Origin of the sequence: Aquabacterium sp. (genome assembly GCF_029946005.1) — a bacterium.
GTDB lineage: Bacteria > Pseudomonadota > Gammaproteobacteria > Burkholderiales > Burkholderiaceae_C > Aquabacterium.
This window is the reverse complement of record NZ_JAQSDR010000038.1, coordinates 57,326-76,897: the sequence shown is the minus strand read 5'-3', so window position 1 is coordinate 76,897 and position 19,572 is coordinate 57,326. Positions and strand designations below refer to the sequence as shown.

Annotated in this window: 19 protein-coding genes; 3 read left to right on the top strand and 16 right to left on the bottom strand. The window is 64.8% G+C overall.

All coding sequences use genetic code 11. From position 1 onward, the window contains the following. Positions 1-12: 12 nt before the first annotated feature. Positions 13-678 (top strand): ion channel, encoded by a 666-nt coding sequence (locus tag PSV38_RS18620; RefSeq protein ID WP_300550148.1) that lies wholly within the window; start codon positions 13-15, stop codon positions 676-678. Positions 679-687: 9 nt separating this feature from the next. On the opposite strand, the gene PSV38_RS18615 is transcribed toward PSV38_RS18620, so the two are convergent. From PSV38_RS18615 to PSV38_RS18550, 14 genes are all read right to left on the bottom strand, one after another. Continuing rightward, the gene (locus tag PSV38_RS18615; RefSeq protein WP_300550268.1) at positions 688-1,401 is read right to left on the bottom strand and encodes a YebC/PmpR family DNA-binding transcriptional regulator; all 714 of its coding nucleotides are present in this window, start codon (positions 1,399-1,401) and stop codon (positions 688-690) included. 48 nt (positions 1,402-1,449) lie between these two features. After that, positions 1,450-3,171, bottom strand: a complete 1,722-nt coding sequence (locus PSV38_RS18610; protein ID WP_300550146.1) for a PAS domain-containing hybrid sensor histidine kinase/response regulator — start codon at positions 3,169-3,171, stop codon at positions 1,450-1,452. A 2-nt stretch (positions 3,172-3,173) separates the two neighbouring features. Beyond that, positions 3,174-4,205 carry an ATP-binding protein gene (locus tag PSV38_RS18605; RefSeq protein WP_300550144.1) on the bottom strand — a complete coding sequence of 344 codons (1,032 nt, stop codon included), beginning with the start codon at positions 4,203-4,205 and terminating at the stop codon, positions 3,174-3,176. 1 nt (position 4,206) lies between these two features. Continuing rightward, complete coding sequence (locus tag PSV38_RS18600) at positions 4,207-4,548, bottom strand: anti-sigma regulatory factor (protein WP_300550142.1); 342 nt, start codon at positions 4,546-4,548, stop codon at positions 4,207-4,209. 64 nt (positions 4,549-4,612) lie between these two features. Next, the gene (locus tag PSV38_RS18595; protein WP_300550139.1) at positions 4,613-4,984 is read right to left on the bottom strand and encodes an STAS domain-containing protein; all 372 of its coding nucleotides are present in this window, start codon (positions 4,982-4,984) and stop codon (positions 4,613-4,615) included. A gap of 7 nt (positions 4,985-4,991) precedes the next feature. Next, positions 4,992-5,852: an STAS domain-containing protein gene (locus PSV38_RS18590; protein WP_300550137.1), complete on the bottom strand. Its 861-nt coding sequence runs from the start codon at positions 5,850-5,852 to the stop codon at positions 4,992-4,994. Between the two features lie 294 nt (positions 5,853-6,146). Further along, positions 6,147-6,965 carry a HAMP domain-containing sensor histidine kinase gene (locus PSV38_RS18585; protein ID WP_300550135.1) on the bottom strand — a complete coding sequence of 273 codons (819 nt, stop codon included), beginning with the start codon at positions 6,963-6,965 and terminating at the stop codon, positions 6,147-6,149. Then, positions 6,958-8,448 carry an ATPase domain-containing protein gene (locus PSV38_RS18580; RefSeq protein ID WP_300550132.1) on the bottom strand — a complete coding sequence of 497 codons (1,491 nt, stop codon included), beginning with the start codon at positions 8,446-8,448 and terminating at the stop codon, positions 6,958-6,960. Before PSV38_RS18580 ends, PSV38_RS18585 begins: the two co-directional genes overlap by 8 nt. Then, positions 8,445-9,005, bottom strand: a complete 561-nt coding sequence (locus PSV38_RS18575) for a hypothetical protein (protein WP_300550129.1) — start codon at positions 9,003-9,005, stop codon at positions 8,445-8,447. Before PSV38_RS18575 ends, PSV38_RS18580 begins: the two co-directional genes overlap by 4 nt. Continuing rightward, positions 8,998-9,390: a response regulator gene (locus tag PSV38_RS18570; RefSeq protein ID WP_300550127.1), complete on the bottom strand. Its 393-nt coding sequence runs from the start codon at positions 9,388-9,390 to the stop codon at positions 8,998-9,000. The genes PSV38_RS18575 and PSV38_RS18570 overlap by 8 nt, the downstream gene beginning before the upstream one ends. Next, complete coding sequence (locus PSV38_RS18565; protein ID WP_300550125.1) at positions 9,387-10,784, bottom strand: PAS domain-containing hybrid sensor histidine kinase/response regulator; 1,398 nt, start codon at positions 10,782-10,784, stop codon at positions 9,387-9,389. Before PSV38_RS18565 ends, PSV38_RS18570 begins: the two co-directional genes overlap by 4 nt. Before the next feature lie 12 nt (positions 10,785-10,796). Beyond that, the gene (locus tag PSV38_RS18560; protein WP_300550123.1) at positions 10,797-11,660 is read right to left on the bottom strand and encodes an OmpA family protein; all 864 of its coding nucleotides are present in this window, start codon (positions 11,658-11,660) and stop codon (positions 10,797-10,799) included. A 32-nt stretch (positions 11,661-11,692) separates the two neighbouring features. Beyond that, positions 11,693-12,088 (bottom strand): DUF4398 domain-containing protein, encoded by a 396-nt coding sequence (locus PSV38_RS18555; protein WP_300550120.1) that lies wholly within the window; start codon positions 12,086-12,088, stop codon positions 11,693-11,695. Between the two features lie 102 nt (positions 12,089-12,190). Beyond that, the gene (locus PSV38_RS18550) at positions 12,191-12,910 is read right to left on the bottom strand and encodes a Crp/Fnr family transcriptional regulator (protein WP_300550118.1); all 720 of its coding nucleotides are present in this window, start codon (positions 12,908-12,910) and stop codon (positions 12,191-12,193) included. Between the two features lie 308 nt (positions 12,911-13,218). Here PSV38_RS18550 and PSV38_RS18545 point away from each other — a divergent pair, with 308 nt between their 5' ends. Together PSV38_RS18545 and PSV38_RS18540 are read left to right on the top strand one after the other, a co-directional pair. Further along, positions 13,219-16,626 carry a GLUG motif-containing protein gene (locus PSV38_RS18545; RefSeq protein ID WP_300550116.1) on the top strand — a complete coding sequence of 1,136 codons (3,408 nt, stop codon included), beginning with the start codon at positions 13,219-13,221 and terminating at the stop codon, positions 16,624-16,626. Beyond that, the gene (locus PSV38_RS18540) at positions 16,623-18,278 is read left to right on the top strand and encodes a ShlB/FhaC/HecB family hemolysin secretion/activation protein (RefSeq protein ID WP_300550114.1); all 1,656 of its coding nucleotides are present in this window, start codon (positions 16,623-16,625) and stop codon (positions 18,276-18,278) included. The genes PSV38_RS18545 and PSV38_RS18540 overlap by 4 nt, the downstream gene beginning before the upstream one ends. Here the strand turns inward: PSV38_RS18540 and PSV38_RS18535 are convergent. Together PSV38_RS18535 and PSV38_RS18530 are read right to left on the bottom strand one after the other, a co-directional pair. Continuing rightward, a complete protein-coding gene (locus PSV38_RS18535; RefSeq protein ID WP_300550111.1) occupies positions 18,266-18,595 on the bottom strand; it encodes a chaperone modulator CbpM in 330 nt (109 codons plus the stop codon). The genes PSV38_RS18540 and PSV38_RS18535 overlap by 13 nt on opposite strands. Before the next feature lie 2 nt (positions 18,596-18,597). After that, on the bottom strand, positions 18,598-19,515 hold the full coding sequence (locus PSV38_RS18530; protein WP_300550109.1) for a DnaJ C-terminal domain-containing protein: 918 nt from the start codon (positions 19,513-19,515) through the stop codon (positions 18,598-18,600). Between the last annotated feature and the right edge of the window lie 57 nt (positions 19,516-19,572).

The window sequence follows — 19,572 nt, the reverse complement described above, 5'->3', positions numbered from 1 at the left end:
CAGAATGCGCGCATGCACTACGCCAACTTGCTCAGACTGACACGCCGCCACCCCTCAGCCATCTTGCTGGTGGTGCAACTGGCGGGCCTGTTGCTCTACCCCTTCCTGGAGGAGACCCCGGGCGCACCCATCGCCCTGGGCGCCTTCGGCATCTGCGTGCTGATCATCACCACGCGCATGGTGCGCCGCACGCCAGGCCTGACCTGGATCAGCGTCTGCATCGCCCTGCCGGCCATCGCCATGCTGGCCTTGCAGGCCCTGCGCGACGACATGGCCTGGCTGCTGCCCTGGTCAGCCGGGCTGGAGGCCATGTTCTATTTCTACGCGGCCGGCAGTCTGATCGCCTACATGATGGAGGACATGCACGCCACGACCGACGAGCTGTTCGCGGCGGGCGCCACCTTCACCCTGTTGGTCTGGGGCTTCACCTACTTGTTGGTGATGCTGCAGGTTTTGCAGCCGGGCAGCTTCCTGGCCGCGGTCAACCCCGAGCAACCCCGCAGTTGGACCGAGCTGATGTTCCTGAGCTTCGCGCTGCTGTCCAGCACAGGCATCGGGGATGTGATCCCGGTCAGGCCACCCGCGCGGGCGCTGGCCAGCATCGAGATGTTCACCGGCGTGATGTACCTGGCCGCCGTGGTGTCACGCCTGATCGGGTTGACCTTGATCCGGCGCTGACAACAGGGCTCAGCCCGCCAGACCCGCGAACACGTTCTGCACGTCTTCGTTGGCGTCCAGCGCGGCCAGGAAGGCCTCTACCTCTTCCAGGTCGGCCGCGCTCAGGCTGGCAGGATCGACGGGGTTCTTGGGCTTGTAGCCCAGCTTGGCCGAAAGCACCGTGAAGCCCTGCGCGGGCAAGGCGCGGCTGACCAGATCCAGGTCCGTCGGGTCGGTCAGGAAGACGGTGGCGCCGTCATCTTCACCAGGCTCCACATCCTGCGCCCCGGCTTCGATGGCGGCCACTTCGGGATCGGCCCCCGGCTTGGTCGGCTCGGCCTCGATCATGCCAACGTGGTCAAAATCCCAAGCCACCGAACCTGAGGTGCCCAACTGCCCCTTGCGGAACAGCACGCGCATTTCAGAGGCCGCGCGGTTCACGTTGTCGGTCAGGCACTCGACCATGACCGGCACGCGGTGCGGCGCAAAGCCTTCGTACACGACGTGTTCAAAGTGAACGGCCTCGCCCGTGAGCCCGGCGCCCTTCTTGATGGCCCGGTCCAGGGTGTCTTTGGGCATGGAAACCTTGCGCGCCTGCTCCACCACCAGGCGCAAACGCGAGTTGGCCGCCGGGTCAGCCCCATGGCGCGCGGCAATCATGATGTCCTTGGACAGCTTGCCAAACAGCCTGCCTTTGGCGTTGGAGGCCAGGTCCTTGTGTTTTGCTTTCCACTGCGCGCCCATTTCGATCGTCCTTTGCATTGCTGGGTTTCGGGTGCCGCATTGTCCACCTCAGCGCAGCAAGCTCACAATCTGCTGGATCAAATTCAAGGGGCGCAGGGGCTTGGGGCAATGGGCATCGAAACCCGCCTCCAGCGCCTGAAGGCGATCGCTGTCGCGCGCGAACGAGGTCAAGGCGATGGCGGGCAAGCGCGGGTTGGCGGCTGAAGCCAGCCCCAGTGACTCGCGCCTGCGCAATTCCCGGATCAGGTCGTGCCCGTCCTTGCCCACCATGCCGATGTCGCTGATCAACACGTCAGGCCGGAAGCTCTCCACCATCTCCAACGCCTGATCCACGTGACTGGCCGCACGCAAAGTGGCGCCCCGATCGCCCAGGATGATGTGGAGCATGGCCACGGCATCCGGGTCATCGTCAACGATCAAGATTTTGAGCTGCCGCAAAGGCAAGTCATCACTGCCCGCCGACACGTCCAGCTCGTCGTCGCCCGCATTCAAGCCAGACGAGGCAAGCGACCACGGATCGGTGGGCAGCCACACCTCGAACGTGGCGCCGTGGCCAAGCCCTTCGCTGCGCACGGACAGCACGCCGCCGTGCGCTTCCACCAACTGCTTGGCGATCGACAGACCCAAGCCCAGGCCGCCTCGGTGCCGGTTGCTGGCCGCATCGCTTTGGGCAAATCGGTCGAACACGAAGGGCAGAAAATCAGCCGAGATACCTTGCCCCGAATCGGTGACCAGGATCCGCAAACCCGTGCCCACCTCCAACAAGGAGACGCTCACGGTGCTGCCGCGAGGCGAAAACTTGATGGCGTTGCTGAGCAGGTTCCAGACCACTTGCTGCAGCCTGGACGCGTCCGCCTGGATCGGACGGTAAGGCGGCGCCACGATGACATCCAGGCGGATCTCTTTGTCTTCCAGCGCGGGCATCATCGCGCTGATGGCGGCATCGATCTCTTGTGCGGGGTCCAGCATCGACAGCGACAGTGGCAACTTGCCCATGTTCAGGCGCGACATGTCGAGCAGGTCGGAAATCATGCGCGCTTGCGTGGTGCCATTGCGCTTGATCACCGCCAGGCCACGCATGGTCTCGTCGGTGCCACCGCGCTTCATCAGCACGTGCGTCCATCCCATGATCGCGTTGAGCGGTGTTCGCAACTCGTGTGAGAGCACCGCGATGAAATCATCTTTCATCCGGCTGACCTGTTCGGCTTCGCCGCGCGCCACACGTTCGCTGTCGAGCAACTGCAAACGCTGATGCTCCAGCGCCACCCGTTCAGAGATGTCGGTGGCCAACACCATGGCGATGCCCGGCTCGATTTGAGACAGCACGCTCCACTCCAGGTGCACCAGCCCGCCCCCAGGCAGTCGCATCGGCACCCCCTGGTTTTGCCACTCGGCTCCACCTTGCGGCGACAAACCATCGAGCTGTGCGACCCACTCTGGAAAACTGAAGCTGCTCAACTTTTGACCAACGACCTCGGCCATGCCTCGCCGCAGGAGCTTGAGCATGGCGGGGTTGGCCCCGACCACAGTGCCATCGTCACCGAGCAGCACGATGCCGCTGGGCGACTGGGCGTAAATCGTGTGGAACTTGGATTCGCTGCGCTCGGATGCCAGCCGCAGTTGTTCGGCCTGATGGTCCAGTTCGGCATACAGCGCCACGACCCCGGTGTTCGTCTCGTTCAGCTCCTCTCGAAGCTCCGCCAGCTCTACCGTCATTGCCGCCAAGGCTGCCAGGGCATCCTCGCGTGAATCATTGAGGGTGTCGCCCATGGTCAGGCTCGCTTGACCACGACGACCAAAACGTCATCCAAACCCCGAGTGTGGTCGCGCACCAACCAAGCGGCAATGACGGCGGGATCGCACCGGAGCAAGCCGCTCACCTGGTCCAAACTCCAGCGCGTCTTCAGGCCGTCCGAGTGCATCACCAGCAAGGCGTGCTCGGGCCACGCGTAGCTGGCGTCTTGCAGGGTTCTGATCCTCAGCCCCAGCGTGCCATGCTGCGAGAGCAGCGATCGGTCAGACAGGCCGCAGATGACTCGGCCCGAGACATTGCCGGCCCCGGCGGCCACCACCTTGTTGGCCGCCAAGTCCAGCGCACAGATCGACACGGCGGCACCGCGTGTCTGGCGCATCAGGGGGTGGGCCTGCTCCAGGACGGTGCTCGGGGAACCGAACCCATCGCCCAAATCGGCCGCACGAAACGCGTCCATGGCCACCTGCGCGGCAGCGGCAGCTTCGGGCCCATGCCCCAGCCCATCCGCGACGATGACGCAGGCATGGTCACCTTCGAAGCGGATGTCCCACGCGTCGCCGCTGATCACTTCGCCGGGCGCAGCCAGGCAGATGCCCGCGTGCAAGAACCGCCTGTTGAGCAGCGCTGCACGATTTGCCGCCGCGCCACCGGTGGGAATGCGGATGCGCGACAGGATCACCGTGCCTTGATCCAGCTTGGAGAACACGGAGAAGTCGGTCGAGAGCCGCTGCACCGCCCCCAGACCCGTGCCGGGCGTGCCGCCAGTTGAATAGCCGTCACGCAGGCATTGGTTGACGTCGTGCATGCCGGGGCCACTGTCGATCGAGATCACCTCGAAATGGGCACCGCCCTCAACAGCGGTACAGGCGATCAGCAGTCGCCCGGCCTTGGCATGGCGCACCAGGTTCGTGCCCAACTCGGTCACCACCAGGGCGATGCGACCACCAATGTCTTCGCCCAGCTCATGGCTTGCCGCCAAGCGCAAGGCCATTCGGCGAGCCTCGCCAACCTGCGATGCCTCGTCAACACGAAGATCGAGATGCGGCGTCATGTCAGGTCTTCCACCGCGTGATGGTGACGCAGGTTCCCTTGCCCACGGCGGTGCGCAAGTCAAATTCGTTGACCAGCCTGCGGCTGCCGGACAGGCCCATGCCCATGCCCTTGCCCGAGGTCCACCCATCGGTGAGGGCCAGCGCCACATCGGCAATCCCGGGACCATGGTCTTCGAAGCTCAAGCGCAGGCCCAACATCGAGTCTCGCTCGATGATCTCCCAGCGCATTTCGCCCCCCCCGCCGTACACCAGGGTATTGCGCGACAGCTCGCTCGCCGCCGTGATCATTTTTGTCTGATCGACCAGCGAGAACATCAACTGCCGCGTCAGTTTGCGCACCATTTGCCGGCTCGTGACGATGTCGCTGTCTATCCCAATGGGGATGGTGCCTGTGAGATCTTCCGGTTCAGCATTCAAGGTCACCCCCGTCTGCGCGATGCAGCAGTGTCATGCCTCGTTCGACGTTCAAGGCCGTGCGCACGCCCTCCAGCGACAAGCCCAGCTCGACCAGTGTGATGGCCACGGCCGGTTGCATGCCGACCACCACCGTCGTGGCACCCAACACCCCGGCAATGCCGGAGATGCTGATCAGCATTCGGCCGATGAACGAGTCCACGATCTCCAAGGAGGAGATGTCGATCAGCACCCCGGTGGCACCGCTGGCCGAGATCTTCACGGCCAGGTCGTCCTGGAGTTGAACCGCCATCTGATCTTGCAAATCCACCTGGATCGTGACGAGCAAACATTTGCCCATCTTCAAAACGGGTATGCGTTCCATGGCCGACCTAGCCTTGGGCGCGCGAAACGATCCAGCCCGACCGCTTCATCGCCAGCGACAGGGCATCGGCCAGCGTGGCCTTGGTGGTGATGCCTTGCAGGTCGATGCCCAGATGGACAATGGTTTGGGCGATCTGCGGGCGGATACCGCTGATGATGCAGTCCGCGCCCATCAGGCGGATCGCGGTGACGGTTTTGAGCAAGTGCTGCGCCACGAGCGTGTCAACCGTGGGCACGCCGGTGATGTCGATGATCGCCAACTCAGCCCCGGTCTCGACAATGCGCTGTAGCAGGGACTCCATCACCAGCTGGGTGCGGCTGGAATCGAGCGTGCCAATCATGGGGGCCGCCAACACCCCTTCCCACAATTTCACCACCGGGGTGGAGAGCTCCAGCAGCTCCTGCTGCTGGCGCTTGATGACTTGCTCGCGGCTGCGCTGGTAGGTGGTGGCCGTCCACTGGGCCATTTTGTCGACCAGGGTGGAGGCGGCCCACACGGTGTCGAACACCTGCTGCGGATCGGTGGAAATCAATTGCTGCAGCCCGGCGAAGAGCGGCTTCTTGATGGCCATCACGAAGTAGCTGGTTTCGCCAGCGCTGGCGCCCTGCGCAGCGCGGGATTGCGACAACTCGGTCAGCACGGCCCGCGTCTTGCTCCAGGCATCACTGCCAAACTGGGTCAGGTCTGCATCGTTGCGCACCGCATCTTGCAGTGCGGTCAGCAGTTCCCGGGCTTCGTTTTGGGCGACGCGGGGGTTGGCCCCGGAGGGGCCTTCCCCGGAATGCGCCACTTCCTCGATCCAGGATTTCAGGAAGGCATCGGGCGACGCCTTGAGCACATTGTCAAAGGCCACATTGACGGGTTTCATCGGATTTCCTGGTGGGCACCACACAGCAGAACATCATGCCGGGACGGCATGGGTATATGACTGCTCGGTGGCATGAGCAATGGGGGGGCGGTCGCCAAAAAATGCGCAATCCGAAACAGGCACGAATCACATTGATCCGCCGCGGCGAGTATATCTGGCGCCCAGCGGAGGGGGCACCTATTCGCAGTTCAAAGGCGCATCTTGGATGCCTGATGCGGCAAGTTTCAGAATATGAAGTTAATGCGCGCCAGCCTATTTTCAAACTGTCTGTTCGCCAGCGCACACAGGGCGAAATCAAATGGTCGGCAGTATCACGACAAACTCGCTTCCCAGGTGGCGGCCCGGGCTGGTGGCCGCGACCGTGCCGCCATGCGCCTCCACCAGGTCGCGCACCACCGCCAGACCAATGCCCAAGCCCTGGTTGGTCTGGGCGAAGGCGGACGCCGTGGTGTCCTGCACAAACAGGTCAAAGATGTAAGGCAGGGCCGAGGCACTGATGCCCATGCCGTTGTCGGACACCTTGACCACCACCATGGCCCCCTGCTGCGCCATGGTCAGCTGGATCTCACCCTCGTCGGGCGTGTACTTGGAGGCGTTCTCCAGCAGGTTACTGAACACTTGCGTCAGGCGCACGGCATCCCCATCGACACTGACGGGTCCCTCAGGCAGGCTCACCACCAGGCGCTGGCGCCTTTGGTCCATGGTCGGCTTGCACATCTGCACCGCGGCGTCCAGCACATCGGCCAACCCCATGACTTGTCGCATGAGCTGAAACTTGCCCGCGCTGACCCTGGAGCCGTCCAGCAAGTCGTCGATGAGCCGCGAGATGTGGGTCACCTGCCGCTCGATGATGCCTTGCAGGCGCGTGAGCTGAGACTTGTCCAGCCCCGCGTGGTTGAGCAGCAAGGCCACGGTGCGGATCGGCGTCAAGGGGTTGCGCAACTCATGGGCCACCATGGCCAAAAAACGGATCTGCTGGGCGTGGGCATGCTCGGCCTTGGCCTCCAACTCCTGGGCGGTCAAAGCCGCGATCACCAATTGGGCATTGGCTTCGCGAAGATCGCGCAAACGCGGATCGACCGCCAGGCCGGCTGCTTCCGGAAAATCAACCATGGCCCAGGCTGGTGGGGGCCTCAGGAAACAAGGAGCCGCGACTTGGCGCGCCGCCCAGCAATCCTTCCTGGCCCAGCAGCATGTCACCGACCTGGATGCCCTGGTCGTTGATCGTGAACGAGCGCAGCTCATTGGAGTGCGCACTGCCGCGCACCTTGACCACCGCCATCACGCGCTGCAGGCGGCTGTCAACCTCCACATAGCGCTGCAACACGATGGCATCGGTCAGGAAGGCCGTGCCATAGGGGCTGAAGCGCAAGTCGGCGTAGCGATCTTCCAGCTCCGAGGTCATCAAGACGGTGACGCCCGTGCTGGCCAAGGCGGCCACCATGCGCGACAGCGATTCCCGGAAGTCTTCGCGGAAGGTGGGGGCCAGGGCCAGCTCAAACCCCGACAGCGAATCGATGACCACCCGCGTGGCCTTGAGTCGGCGGATCTCGATGATGAGCAAGGAGGCGATCTCATCCACCGACAAGGCGCCCACCCGGGTGTCGATCACCCCCACGCGGCCGCTTTCAATCAACTCGGCCATGATGCCGCCACGCGAGTTGTGGGGCCGCTGCTCGAAGGCCGCGATGACACCCGTCTCGCCCTGGCGGGCACCTTCGGCCAGGAAGGCCATCGCGAGGATGCTCTTGCCGGAGCCGGAAGGCCCGGCCACCAGCAGGGAGTAGCCTTTGGGCAGGCCCCCACCCATCATCTCGTCGAGCGCGGGCAACCCGGTTTGCAAGCGCGGGCTGTCGCCAGCCACAGGCTCCGGGTGTGGGTCCTGGGCCAGTGGCGGGGGCGCAAAAACATGGACGCCCGCCATGTTGATGCGGAAGGTGTGCAGGCCCGGTTCGGTGGGCTGACCACGCATCTTCATGATCTCCATCTTGCGGACCACCGAGTTGCGCTGCACGCTTTGGCGCAACCAGATCAGGCCATCGGCCACGGTGAAGATGGGGTTGGGGTCGTTGTCGGTGAAGTACTCGCCAATCAGGAAGGTGGTCGCCTGCCAGCTCGTCATCAGCACACCCAGGTTCTGGATGAAGTGCTGCAGGCTGATGAAGGAATGCCCTTGGCTCTGGCTGGCCAGGACCACCGAGCGGAACGAGTCGATGAAGACCAGGCCGGGCTGGCGGGACTCGACTTCGGCCACGATGCGGTTCAGGACCTTGTCCAGATCGCCCGTGGCGGTGTCATCCGCCAGGTTGACGAAACGGATGGAGCGGTTGAGCTTGTCCAGGTCAAAGAAATCAAACTGCTGCTGGTAGCGCAGCATCTTCAAGGGGGGCTCGCCCAGCACGGTGAAGTACAGCGCGGGCCGCTCAGGCGTGGCCATGGCGAACATCATCTGGTGCGCCAGGGTCGTCTTGCCACAGCCGGGGGTGCCGGCAATCACGTTGAACGAATACTCGGGCAGCCCGCCGCCCAGCACCTCGTCCAATCCTGGCACGCCGGTGCGCAGGCGCGTGATGATGGCTTTACCGGGGGTGTTCATGGCGAGGTGTCCTGTGCGGGTTGACCGCTTGAAGTTGTTTCGCAGACGGGTCTGAGCAGCCGGTCCGTGAGGGATCGGCCAATGAGCGTGGTCAGGATGTCGTAGAAGTTTTCCAGCAAGGCCGCACTCGCGGCCGCGGCGGTGGCGCTGGATTGCTGGGCCAACACCGCATGCAGCACCGAGAACTCGGCCAGCTGCAGCACGCTATCTTGCACGGTGGCCAAACACGGAAACTCGACCCGGGTGAGCTGCAGGCTGCGCTTGTAAAGCGCGGCAAACCCGCGCTGCCCGATGATGGGCGACAAGGCAACATCCATGGCGGTCCAGGTGGTCACGGCAATGCTGGCCGCTTGCGCTGCATGGGCACCGTTGGCCGCCAACTGCGCAAGTATTGCTTTCGTGCTTGGCGCCTCGTTTGGCATGTTGGGTCCGGTGACGATCCGCCCACGCGGGATGGTCGATGGTACGCCTTGTTCCTGCGCTGCTAAAGCAAGGCGCTGTCGAGTGGGGGTGGCCGCTTCGGTCACGGGACCATGGTCGTTACTGCGTTCAGGCATGTCGAATCCTCTGCGGGGCCCCAAGGAAGGACAGCACCGTGGCCGTGAAGGTCGCCACGTCAATGGGCTTGGCGATGTAGCCATCGCAACCGGCCTCGCGCATCTTGGCCTGGTCGCCATTCATGGCGTAGGCGGTGAAGGCCACCACGACGATGCCCTGGGTTTGGGGCGAGGCCTTCAGTCGGCGCATCAACTCCAGGCCGTCCATCCCGGGCATCTGGATGTCCATCAGGATCAGATCAGGTTCAAACGCGGTGATCTGGTCCACGGCCTGGTTGGCATCGGCCGCACAGTCCACAGTGATCTCAGAGGCCTGCAGAACCACCCGCGCCAGCTCCATGTTCAGCACGTTGTCGTCCACGATCAGCACACGCGGCGAGCTCATGCGGCGCCCCCTGAATGGACCGGGTGCACTCGGTCGAGCACCACGTGGAACACACTGCCCAAACCCAGGGTGCTGCGTGCGCCCACGCTGCCGCCCTGGGCCTCCACCAGGCGGCGCGTCAAGGCCAAGCCCAGGCCCGTTCCCTGGTGCAGCTTGCTGTAGCCAGCGTCCAGCTGTTGAAAATCCACGAACAAGCGGGGCAGGTCGTCTTGAGCAATGCCGATGCCGGTGTCCTCGATTTCAAGCCGGAACTGATCAGGCCCTTCCGAGTGGGCACTCACCGTCACTTGGCCGCCCGAAGGCGTGAACTTGATGGCGTTGGAGAGGTAGTTGTAGAGCACTTGCTTGAGCCGGGCAGGATCAATGACCAAACCCTTCACGGCCTCGTCGATCTTCATGTTGAACTGGATGGATTTGCGCTGCAAGGCGGTGTGCAAGACATCGCCCAGCTCGGACACCAGCTGCCGGAGGTCCACCGGCTCAGGGAAGAACTCGAACTTGCCGGATTCGACCTTGGACATGTCCAGCACATCGTTGATGAGGTGCAAGAGGTGGCGGGCGCTGCCACCAATGTGGCCCAGGTACTCTTTCTGTTTGGGCGAGCCCTCCGGCACCAGGCCCATGACCAGCAAGTCGCTGAATCCGATGATGGCATTGAGTGGCGTTCGCAGCTCGTGCGACATGTTGGAGATGAACTGGCTCTTCAACCTGCTGGCTTCCAGCATCTGGCGATTTTCAAGCGCCAGCCCTTCCAGTTGATGGCGCGATGCTTCGGCCTGCCTGACCTCGGTCACGTCCGTGATGATGCCCAGAAGGCGCGCGGGATGCCCGCTGTCGTGGAAGATCCCGCCACGGATGCTGATCCAATGGGTGCTGGCATCGGGCCACACCACGCGGCACACCGCCTGCCAATCGCTCAACTGTCGGGTGGCTTGGGCCAGCCCCTGCGCCACTTCGTCCCGGTCATCCGGGTGCACCTGCTTCAGGAAGGCATCGACACTCCATTCGAGTTGCCGCTCGTGGTGCCCAAAACACATGTCATGCCGCAGCGAATGAATCATGGCGCCACTGCTCAGGTCCATCTCCCATTCACCAATGTTGGCCGATTCAATGGCCAACCTCAGCAGGGCATCGCGTTGGCTGGAACACGCCAGCTCGCCCAGGTCGCTCACCGCGGTCTCGGCCACCGTTTCGGCGTGCAACACGGCCATCACCAAGTTCTCATTGGCTTCCAGCATGTGCGCGCCGTGGGTCTCGTTGAACTCGTTCTTGACCTGCGCCATGTCCTGCCGCAGGTGCCGCAGTTCCGCACGCATGTGGTCGGTCTGGCGGTGCAGTTGCGCCACCAGGCTCAGTGCACTCGCCACGTTCGAGTTGGTGCGAGGCGCGTTCATCGCGTGTTCAGGCTAGTTGACAGGGGCGTCAGCCGCCTGCTGGGCAAACACGATCTCCACACGCCGGTTCATCTGCCGACCTGCCGCGTTGCTGTTGCTGGCCGCAGGTTGCTCTTGGCCATGCGCCCGCGTGGTCAGCAGGCCCGGTGAAACACCCAGCTCCAGCAAGGCCGACAAGACCGCGTCGGCACGCCGCTGCGACAAGGCCAGGTTGGCCGTGCTTGAGCCCGTGCTGTCGGTGTAGCCCTCGATCGAGGCCCGGCGTGCCGGAGGTGTCTTGAACACGGCCGCCAGCTTGGCCATGTGGCCCGCACTTTCCGGGCGAAGCCTGGAGGCGCCGGTGTCGAACAGCACGTCACCCAAGGTCACCACCAGGCCCCGGTCGGTCTGTTTGGCATTGAGGTCTTTGAGCTGCATCTCCAGGCTGTTGACCTTGGCCTGACCACGCGCCAGGTCCATGTTCTTCTGGGCATTGCTTTGCTGAGCCAAGGCCAGCTTTTGCTGGGCCATGTCGGCCTCCTGGGTGCGCAAGGCCAGGCGTGTTTTGTCGCGCTCGCTGGCGGCGCCCGCCACCACGGCATCAGAGGCTTTGTGCGACGCGGTTTCTTGCGCGATGACCACGCGCTGGGCGGTCATGTAGGCCAGGTGGTCCACGGCCGAGAGCGTGCCGCCTGCGGCCCAGCTTCGGTCTGCAGCGGCCAGCGCGTCTTGCGCCAGCTTGAGTTCATCGGGGGCCAGCGCCATGACCTGGGCATCGCGCTGCGCCAGGTTGAAGTTCTGGCGGGCCTGCTCCAGCGCGCTGTTGGGTTCACGGGCGGTGCCGCAGGCGGTCAAGGTGGCGGCGATGGCGGCCAAGGCAATCAATCGGATGTTCATGGAAATCTCCTGTATTTTTTGAATGGGGTGGATCAACGGACCGTGTTTCGGTTGATCTCGTCGCGCAGCACGCGGGCCGCGTCTTGCGACTCCTGGGCCGCCTTGCGCGAGCGCTCCGACTGCGCGTGCAGTTCGGCCACTTGCGCATCCACCTGGGCCTGCTCGGCCAGTTGCTTGGCCCGCTCGAAATCTTTGGCGGCCATGGCTTGCCGTGCGCTGGCCAGCTTGCCCGTGGCCACCTGCAATTGCGCGGCGGCATCTTCATTGGTGCCGCTGGTGCTGGCACGTTGCACCGCCGCGTTGGCCACCGCCATTTCGGCTTTGGGCCCGGGCTTGCTGGCGCATCCTGCCAAAAACAGAGCACACGGCCCCAGCACGGCCATGGTCAAGATGGCATGGGGATGGCGAAGTGAAATGGATCTGGTCATGTGGATCTTCCCGGGTTGAATCATCGGCATGAGGTGCCGTGTTGAACAAGCCTAGGGAAGCCCTCGCGTGGCGTCTGTCTGCCACCGCACATTGAGGGGTTGTCAGTTGGCCACGGTGGTGGGCAGCAAGCGGTCGTACTCTGTCTTGACCACGGCATAGCATTCACAGGTGCGCTCTTCCAGGCGCGGTCGGTCCAGCACGGCAATCCGCCCCCGCTGATAGCTGATCAGGCCGGCTTTTTGCAGCCGGCCCGCCGCTTCGGTCACGCCCTCGCGCCGCACGCCCAGCATGTTGGCGATGAGCTCTTGCGTCATGAAGATTTTATTCGAAGGCAGGCGGTCCAGGCTCAGCAGCAACCAGCGGCACAACTGCTGGTCCAGTGAATGGTGGCGGTTGCACACCGCCGTTTGAGACATCTGGGTGATCAGCGCCTGCGTGTACCGCAGCAGCAGGTGCAACACCGGCCCCGCACGGTTGAACTCGCGCAGCATCATCCCCGCCTGGAGCCTGAACGCCTTCCCCGCGCTTTGCACCACGGCCCGACTTGGCGTGGACTCTCCGCCCATGAACAGCGAGATGCCCACAATGCCCTCAAACCCGACCATGGCAATTTCGGCCGACCCGCCGTCTTCCATCACATACAGCAGGGACACGATCGAGTCGGTGGGAAAGTAGACGTGGCTCAGCCGCGTGCCTGGCTCGTAAAGCACCTTGCCCAGCGGCATGTCGACCAGCTCCAACTGCGGAAGCCAACGCACCCATTCCGCCTCGGGCAAGGCTGCCAGCAAGCGGTTCTGTCGGGGATCGGCGGCCAGGGTCATCCGGTCCTCCAGGAAATATCGGCCTGAGGGTGCGCCTTTGCATGGCGACCTTGACGGCACGGCATGCGCCAGCCAAACCATGGTCGATGGAAGGTTCGCTGAGGCGTTGAATCCTGACCAAACCAGTATAGGGTCGCACACGGCCGTTCGTCGCCCTGTGCCCTTCAGCACACTGTGTGCGCTAGCGCACAGACAGTCAACCAACTGCCGCCCAATGTCCCTACGGCGGGAGGGCTGCGCAGAGGTGACCCCGTTGAAGGGCCGTTATCCGAAGACCCGACACCCGCCCGCGGCCGGAGGATGGCGGGATGAAAAAACTGACACCCTTGGTCGCGTCTGCCGCGCTGTTGACCTGTGCTGCGGCCTCGGCCACCGATTTGCCCACGGGCGGGCAGATCATCACCGGATCGGGCAGCCTGACCACCGATGGCACCACCCTGACTATCACCCAGACCAGCGCCACGATGGCCGCCGACTGGCAGGGCTTTTCGATTGGCTTGGGGCACACGGTTCACTTCATCCAGCCGTCCGCCAACGCGGTGGCCCTGAACCGGGTGTTGGGCACCGACGTGTCGGTGATCCAGGGGGCCCTGATCGCCAATGGCCTGGTGTTCCTCATCAACCCCAACGGCGTGCTGTTCACGCCCACCGCGCAGGTGAATGTGGGCGGCCTGGTGGCGTCGACCCTGAGCCTGAGCACCGCCGACTTCATGGCGGGCCGCTACCAGTTTGCGGGCACCAGCAGCAACGCCATCGTCAACCAGGGGCGCATCACCACCGCCAACGGGGGCACCATCGCCTTGATCGCGGCCCGGATCACCAACACCGGCAGCCTGGTGGCCCGGCAAGGCCAGGTCTTGATGGGCGCGGGCAGCCGGGTCACGCTGGACCTGGGTGGGCCCGTGAAGATCCAGGTGTCGCAAGGGGCCCTGGATGCCCTGATCACCCAGGGCGGGGCCATCAAGGCCGATGGTGGGCTGGTGTATCTCACCGCCAAAGCGGCCGGTGACCTGGCCACCACTGTGATCAACCACACCGGCGTGACCGAGGCGCAAACCTTGGCCAGTGGCGAGACCGGCCAGATCTACCTGATGGGCGGCATGGACACCGATCGCATGGTGGTCGGCGGCACGCTGGATGCCAGCGCCCCGCATGGCGGTGATGGCGGCTTTGTGGAAACCAGCGCCGCCCACGTGGCCTTGGCGGCTGACCTGCAGGTCAGCACACTGGCCGCCAACGGCCACACCGGCACCTGGCTGATCGACCCGCAGGATTTCACCATCGCGGCCAGTGGTGGGGACATCACCGGGGCGCAACTGACGGGCTTTCTGGCCAGCACCAACGTCACCATCGAAAGCAGCAGCGGTGGCGCTGCTGGCCATGGTGACATCCACGTGAATGACGCGGCGAGCTGGTCGGCTCATGAATTGACGCTGACCGCCGCCCGCGACATCAACCTGAATGCGGTGTTGACCGCCAGCGGCACGTCCAGCCTGGTCATGAACACAGGCACCACCAATGGCAACGATGGCGGCAACGGCGACGGCGCGGTCAAAGTGGGCTTCGCGCCGGGCGAGGCCAATGGCTTCGCGGGCCGGGTGGATTTCGCGGGGCGCGCTGGCAGCGGCCTCCTCACCATCAATGGCAACGCCTACACGGTCATCAACAGCCTGGGCAATGCTGGCAGCAGCACCGCCACCGACCTGCAAGGCATGGGGGGCAACCTGAGCGGCTTCTACGCGCTCGGCAGCGACATCGATGCCAGCGCCACCGCCGCCTGGAACGGCGGGCAAGGCTTCACGCCCGTGGGCAACGCCTCGACCGCCTTCACCGGGCAGTTTGACGGCCTGGGCCACACCATCGACCACCTCACCTTCAACAACCCCGCGTCCAACAACCTGGGCCTGATCGGCAAAGCCTTTGGTGCGGTGATTCGCAATGTGGGCCTGACCAACGCGCAGGTGACTGGCAACGACCAGGTGGGCCCCCTGATGGGCGAGGCCGTGTTGGGCCTGTTGCACAACAGCTACGCCACTGGCGGCCAGGTGAGTGGGCATGACCAGGTCGGCGGGCTGGTGGGTGCGAACAACACCATGCGCGTGAACGACAGCCATGCCGCCAACACCGTGAACGGCCACAGCATGGTGGGCGGCTTGATGGGCTGGACCAATGGCGGCACCAACTCCTTCCGCAATCACGCCTTGGGCAATGTGACCGGCACGGGCCTCTACGTGGGCGGCCTCGTCGGCCACAACGACTTTGCCTACAGCCTCCACTCCAGCCATGCGTCGGGCAATGTCACGGGCGCAGAAGCCGTGGGTGGCCTGGTGGGCTACAACACCAACGGCGACATCCGCGACAGTTTCGCCTCCGGCACGGTCACCTCCACCGGCAACCAGGCGGGCGGCCTGGTGGGCCTGAACCGCGGCACGATCGACGGCAGCCACGCCACGGGCAATGTGTCGGGCAACGCCAACCAGGGCGGCTTGGCTGGCATCAACGAATACATCGTCACCAACAGCTACGCCACCGGCACGGTGACGGGCACCGGCATCCTGGTGGGTGGATTGACCGGGCAGAACAATGGCCACCTGCTCAACAGCTACGCCACGGGTGCGGTGTCGGGTCCGGGCTATGTGGGCGGCCTCACCGGCTACAGCAACAGCTTCATCGCCAACACCTACGCCACGGGCTCGGTGACCTCGACCGGCGAGGAGGTGGGCGGCCTGGTGGGCCACCTGGGGGGCACGCTCGTCAACAGCTACTCGACCGGGGCGGTGAGCAGCCCGGGCGTGGCGGTGGGCGGCCTGGCCGGCTTCGCCGACAGCAGCGCGCCCAACAACAACTTCTGGGATGTGAGCACGTCGGGCCAAAGCACCAGCGCCGATGGCAGCGTGGGGCTGACGACCGCTGAGATGAAGCAGCGAGCCAACTTCACCAGCGCTGGCTGGGATTTCAACAGCAGCTGGGTGATGTACGAGGGGCACACCACGCCCCTGTTGCGGACCTTCATGACGGCCTTGACCGTGACGGCGAACAACGCCAGCAAGACCTACGATGGCACCGCCTACAGCGGCGCTCCTGGCGTGAGCTATTCGCAGGCGCCTGACATGAGCCAAGTGCTGGGCACCGTGGTGTATGACGGCGACTACCAAGGCGCCACGCAGGTTGGCAGCTACACCGTCACCCCCGATGGCTTGTACTCTGGCCAACAGGGCTACCTCATCAGCCTCGAAGCGGGCACAGTGACGATTGCTGCTCGCCCCATCACGGTCACGGCAGATGCCCAAAGCAAGACCTATGGCAACACCGACCCCACCTTGACTTACCAAATCACCACCGGCAGCCTGGTGGGCAGCGATGCGCTCAGCGGTAGCCTGAGCCGCACCACAGGCGAAGATGTGGGGGACTACGCCATCAGCGCTGGCGACCTGAGCAACGGCAACTACCTGATCACGGCCCAAGACGGCATGTTCACCATCCTGCAACGCCTGTTCACACAAACGCCCGAACAGCAGGCGGCCGTCACCACGGTCCAGGCGGTGTCTGTCGGCCCATCCATCACCACGCCGGGCACCCCGGCCACCATCCCCATGAACTTCATCAGCTCGAGCACGCCCAGCCTGTCCAATCTGGCGGTCATTGCCGGGGGCATCAAGTTGCCGCCACAGGCCGATGGGGCCCTGGGTGACCGCAAGACCAAGGAGCGCAAATGATGATGAAGCGCAGGCTCAAACTCCTGCACACACTGTGGGCTCTGGCAGCACTGCCCGCCCTGGCCCAGCAGGCCCCCGATGCCGGGCAAACGCTGCAGCAACTGCAACCCACCGCCCCCTCCGCGCCCAAGCCGGCACGCGCGATCGACATCCAGGGGCCCGCCTTGGCGCCCACCTTGCCGGGCGGGATGCAAGTCTCGCTGCAGACCGTGCGCTTCTCGGGCAACACCGTGTTCTCTGACTCGGCGCTGCAAGCCGTGGTGGGCGATGTGAGCGGCAAGCCCTTCGACATGGCACAGCTGCGGGCTTTGGTCGAGGCCGTCAATCAGCACTACCGCCGCCACGGCCACCCCTTCGCCAGGGCCTTCCTGCCACCCCAGGCCTTGACCGATGGCACGCTGCGCATTGAGGTGGTGGAGGGCCGCTACGGTGAGGTGCGAGCCATGGGCGATGACGCCAGGCTGACCGCGCAGGCGCAAGCCTTCCTGGCCCCGCTTCGTCCTGGCGCCTTGATCGAAAGCGCCCCCTTGGAACGTGCCAGCCTGCTCCTGAATGACCAGCCCGGCATCACGGCCAGCCCCACCCTGCGCCCCGGCCAAACGATGGGCAGCGGCGACCTGGACGTGTCCATTCAACGCACCCAGCCCTACAACGTCGAACTGGGCCTGGACAACCACGGCAACCGCTACACGGGCCAGACCCGCGCGCGCTTGAACCTGGACCTCAACAGCCCCTTCCGCCTGGGCGATCAGGCCACCTTGCGCAGCATCGTCACGGCGCAAGGCCTGTGGTTCGGCCAGCTGGGCTACAGCCTGCCCTTGGGGGCCTCCGGCCTGCGCGGGCAGGTGGGCCATGCCCACACCGCCTATGAGCTGGGGCAGGAGTTTGCGGCCTTGCGCGCCAATGGCACGGCCGATGTCAGCAGCCTGGGGCTGAGCTACCCCTGGCTGCGATCACAAGGCGCTAACGTGACGGTGAGCGCCACCTACCAGCACAAGACCCTGACCGACAAGCAGAATGCCGCGAGCACGCGCAGCGACAAGTTCAGCCAGACCTTGCCGGTGGCCCTCGACTTTGACCGGCGCGACAGCATCGGTGGCGGCGGCATCACCCGAGGCTCATTGAGCTGGACCCCCGGCCAATTGCGCCTGGACGGATCCCAGCGGGCCGCTGATGCCAGCACAGCCCGTCGGCAAGGTCGCTTTGACAAGGCCAACCTCGACCTGGCCCGCCTGCAAGCCCTGCCCAAGCACCTGGGCCTTTTCGTGCGCATGTCCACCCAATGGACCACCCACAACCTCGATTCTTCCGAAGGCTTCGGCCTGGGCGGCCCCGCTGGCGTGCGGGCCTACCCCGTGGGCGAAGGCTACGGCGATCGAGGCTGGGTGGGCCAAGTGGAGTTGCGCTACGCGGCGGGAGCCTGGGGGCCTTACGTGTTCCACGATGCCGGCTCGGTGGCCAAGAACGCGCGCCCTTGGCTGACCGGACCCAACGAACGGCACATCGCGGGCCACGGCGTGGGCCTTCGTTTTCAGCAAGCCGCCTGGCGCTTCGATGCGTCAGTGGCCTGGCGCAGCCAAGGCGGCCACGCCGAGTCTGACACCTCTCAGCGCAACCCCACCGCCTGGCTGAGCGCCAGTCACCGGTTCTGAGACCCCAGCCGCCGCAACTGGGCGCGCAAATCTTCAATCTGGTCCAACAGGTCCAGCACCAAGGCCGTGCCCTCCACGCCCAACTGCAAGTCACGGCTCATGCGCAATGCCGCACGGGCGCGCCGCAGGGACGCGCCGCTGAACATCCAGTCTTGCGGTCCGCTGCCGCCGGGCTCCAACACGCCCTCGTCCACCAGCACGATCAGCTGAGCATGGTCGGCACCGCAGGCGCGGCTCAAGTCTTCCAGCGTGAAGCGGATGTCCTCTTCCACAATGACGCCGGTGACCACGGGGATGGGGTTGCTGCTGCTTGTCATCATCAGGCCTCCAGAGCGCTGCGTGGGTTGAAGTGCGGAAAGGTCCGGGCCAGTGCCTCATACGCCTGAGTGGACGCCGGGGTGTCCGCAGGGGGCACCGTGATGCCGACGACGGCGTAGAGGTGGCCGGGCGGATCACCGGGCAGGCCACGCCCTTTGAGCCGCAGCTTGCGGCCCGATGAGGAACCCGCTGGCACGGTCAGTTGCACCGGGCCACCTGGCGTGGGCACGGTCGCGGTCGCCCCCAGGGCCGCCTCCCAGGGCGCGATGGGCAGGTCCAGGTAGAGGTCTCGGCCATCGACGCGGTAATGCGCGTGGGGCTTGAAACCCACTTCCAGGTACAGGTCCCCGGCGGGACCGCCTGGCTCACCCGCCAACCCCTGCCCTGCCAGGCGCAGATGCTGCCCCTCGCGCACGCCCTTGGGGATGTTGACCTCCAGCTGGCGCTCCTGCAGCGTGACCTGGCCGTGCGCATCCACCACCGGCACGCGCAGCGAGATGGTGCGGCGTGCGCCGTGGTAGGCGTCCTCCAGGTCGATCAGGATCCTGGCGTGGTGGTCCTCGGCGGTGGCGCGCCTTCTGCGCGGGGAAGACGCTCCGCGGGCTGCCTTGCCAAACAGCGATTCAAAAAAATCACTGTGGTTCATGCCCTCGTTCGGATCAAAGCCGCGATCACTGCCGAAATCAGGCATCGGGACCCGTTGGGGACGAGCCCGGGCTTCGTCGTAGGCCGCGCGCCGCTGGGGGTCGTTCAAGGCCTCATAGGCTTCAGCCAGGTCCTTGAAACGCGCCTCGGCATCGGACTCTTTGCTGACATCCGGGTGGTACTTGCGCGCCAGCTTGCGGTAGGCGCGCTTGATCTCATCCTGGGTGGCGGTGCTCTCCAGGCCGAGCGTGGCGTAATAGTCCTTGAACTCCATGTCCCGTTCCCGCATTGCCTGTTGAAAGCACACGGTAGCCCAATTGGGCCCCACGCG

Bases quoted from the DNA above. Each gene is read 5' to 3' on its own strand.
- PSV38_RS18620 (WP_300550148.1), top strand. From the start codon at position 13: ATGCACTACGCCAACTTGCTCAGACTGACACGCCGCCACCCCTCAGCC.
- PSV38_RS18615 (WP_300550268.1), bottom strand. From the start codon at position 1,401: ATGGGCGCGCAGTGGAAAGCAAAACACAAGGACCTGGCCTCCAACGCC.
- PSV38_RS18610 (WP_300550146.1), bottom strand. From the start codon at position 3,171: ATGGGCGACACCCTCAATGATTCACGCGAGGATGCCCTGGCAGCCTTG.
- PSV38_RS18605 (WP_300550144.1), bottom strand. From the start codon at position 4,205: ATGACGCCGCATCTCGATCTTCGTGTTGACGAGGCATCGCAGGTTGGC.
- PSV38_RS18600 (WP_300550142.1), bottom strand. From the start codon at position 4,548: ATGGTGCGCAAACTGACGCGGCAGTTGATGTTCTCGCTGGTCGATCAG.
- PSV38_RS18595 (WP_300550139.1), bottom strand. From the start codon at position 4,984: ATGGAACGCATACCCGTTTTGAAGATGGGCAAATGTTTGCTCGTCACG.
- PSV38_RS18590 (WP_300550137.1), bottom strand. From the start codon at position 5,852: ATGAAACCCGTCAATGTGGCCTTTGACAATGTGCTCAAGGCGTCGCCC.
- PSV38_RS18585 (WP_300550135.1), bottom strand. From the start codon at position 6,965: ATGGTTGATTTTCCGGAAGCAGCCGGCCTGGCGGTCGATCCGCGTTTG.
- PSV38_RS18580 (WP_300550132.1), bottom strand. From the start codon at position 8,448: ATGAACACCCCCGGTAAAGCCATCATCACGCGCCTGCGCACCGGCGTG.
- PSV38_RS18575 (WP_300550129.1), bottom strand. From the start codon at position 9,005: ATGCCTGAACGCAGTAACGACCATGGTCCCGTGACCGAAGCGGCCACC.
- PSV38_RS18570 (WP_300550127.1), bottom strand. From the start codon at position 9,390: ATGAGCTCGCCGCGTGTGCTGATCGTGGACGACAACGTGCTGAACATG.
- PSV38_RS18565 (WP_300550125.1), bottom strand. From the start codon at position 10,784: ATGAACGCGCCTCGCACCAACTCGAACGTGGCGAGTGCACTGAGCCTG.
- PSV38_RS18560 (WP_300550123.1), bottom strand. From the start codon at position 11,660: ATGAACATCCGATTGATTGCCTTGGCCGCCATCGCCGCCACCTTGACC.
- PSV38_RS18555 (WP_300550120.1), bottom strand. From the start codon at position 12,088: ATGACCAGATCCATTTCACTTCGCCATCCCCATGCCATCTTGACCATG.
- PSV38_RS18550 (WP_300550118.1), bottom strand. From the start codon at position 12,910: ATGACCCTGGCCGCCGATCCCCGACAGAACCGCTTGCTGGCAGCCTTG.
- PSV38_RS18545 (WP_300550116.1), top strand. From the start codon at position 13,219: ATGAAAAAACTGACACCCTTGGTCGCGTCTGCCGCGCTGTTGACCTGT.
- PSV38_RS18540 (WP_300550114.1), top strand. From the start codon at position 16,623: ATGATGATGAAGCGCAGGCTCAAACTCCTGCACACACTGTGGGCTCTG.
- PSV38_RS18535 (WP_300550111.1), bottom strand. From the start codon at position 18,595: ATGACAAGCAGCAGCAACCCCATCCCCGTGGTCACCGGCGTCATTGTG.
- PSV38_RS18530 (WP_300550109.1), bottom strand. From the start codon at position 19,515: ATGGAGTTCAAGGACTATTACGCCACGCTCGGCCTGGAGAGCACCGCC.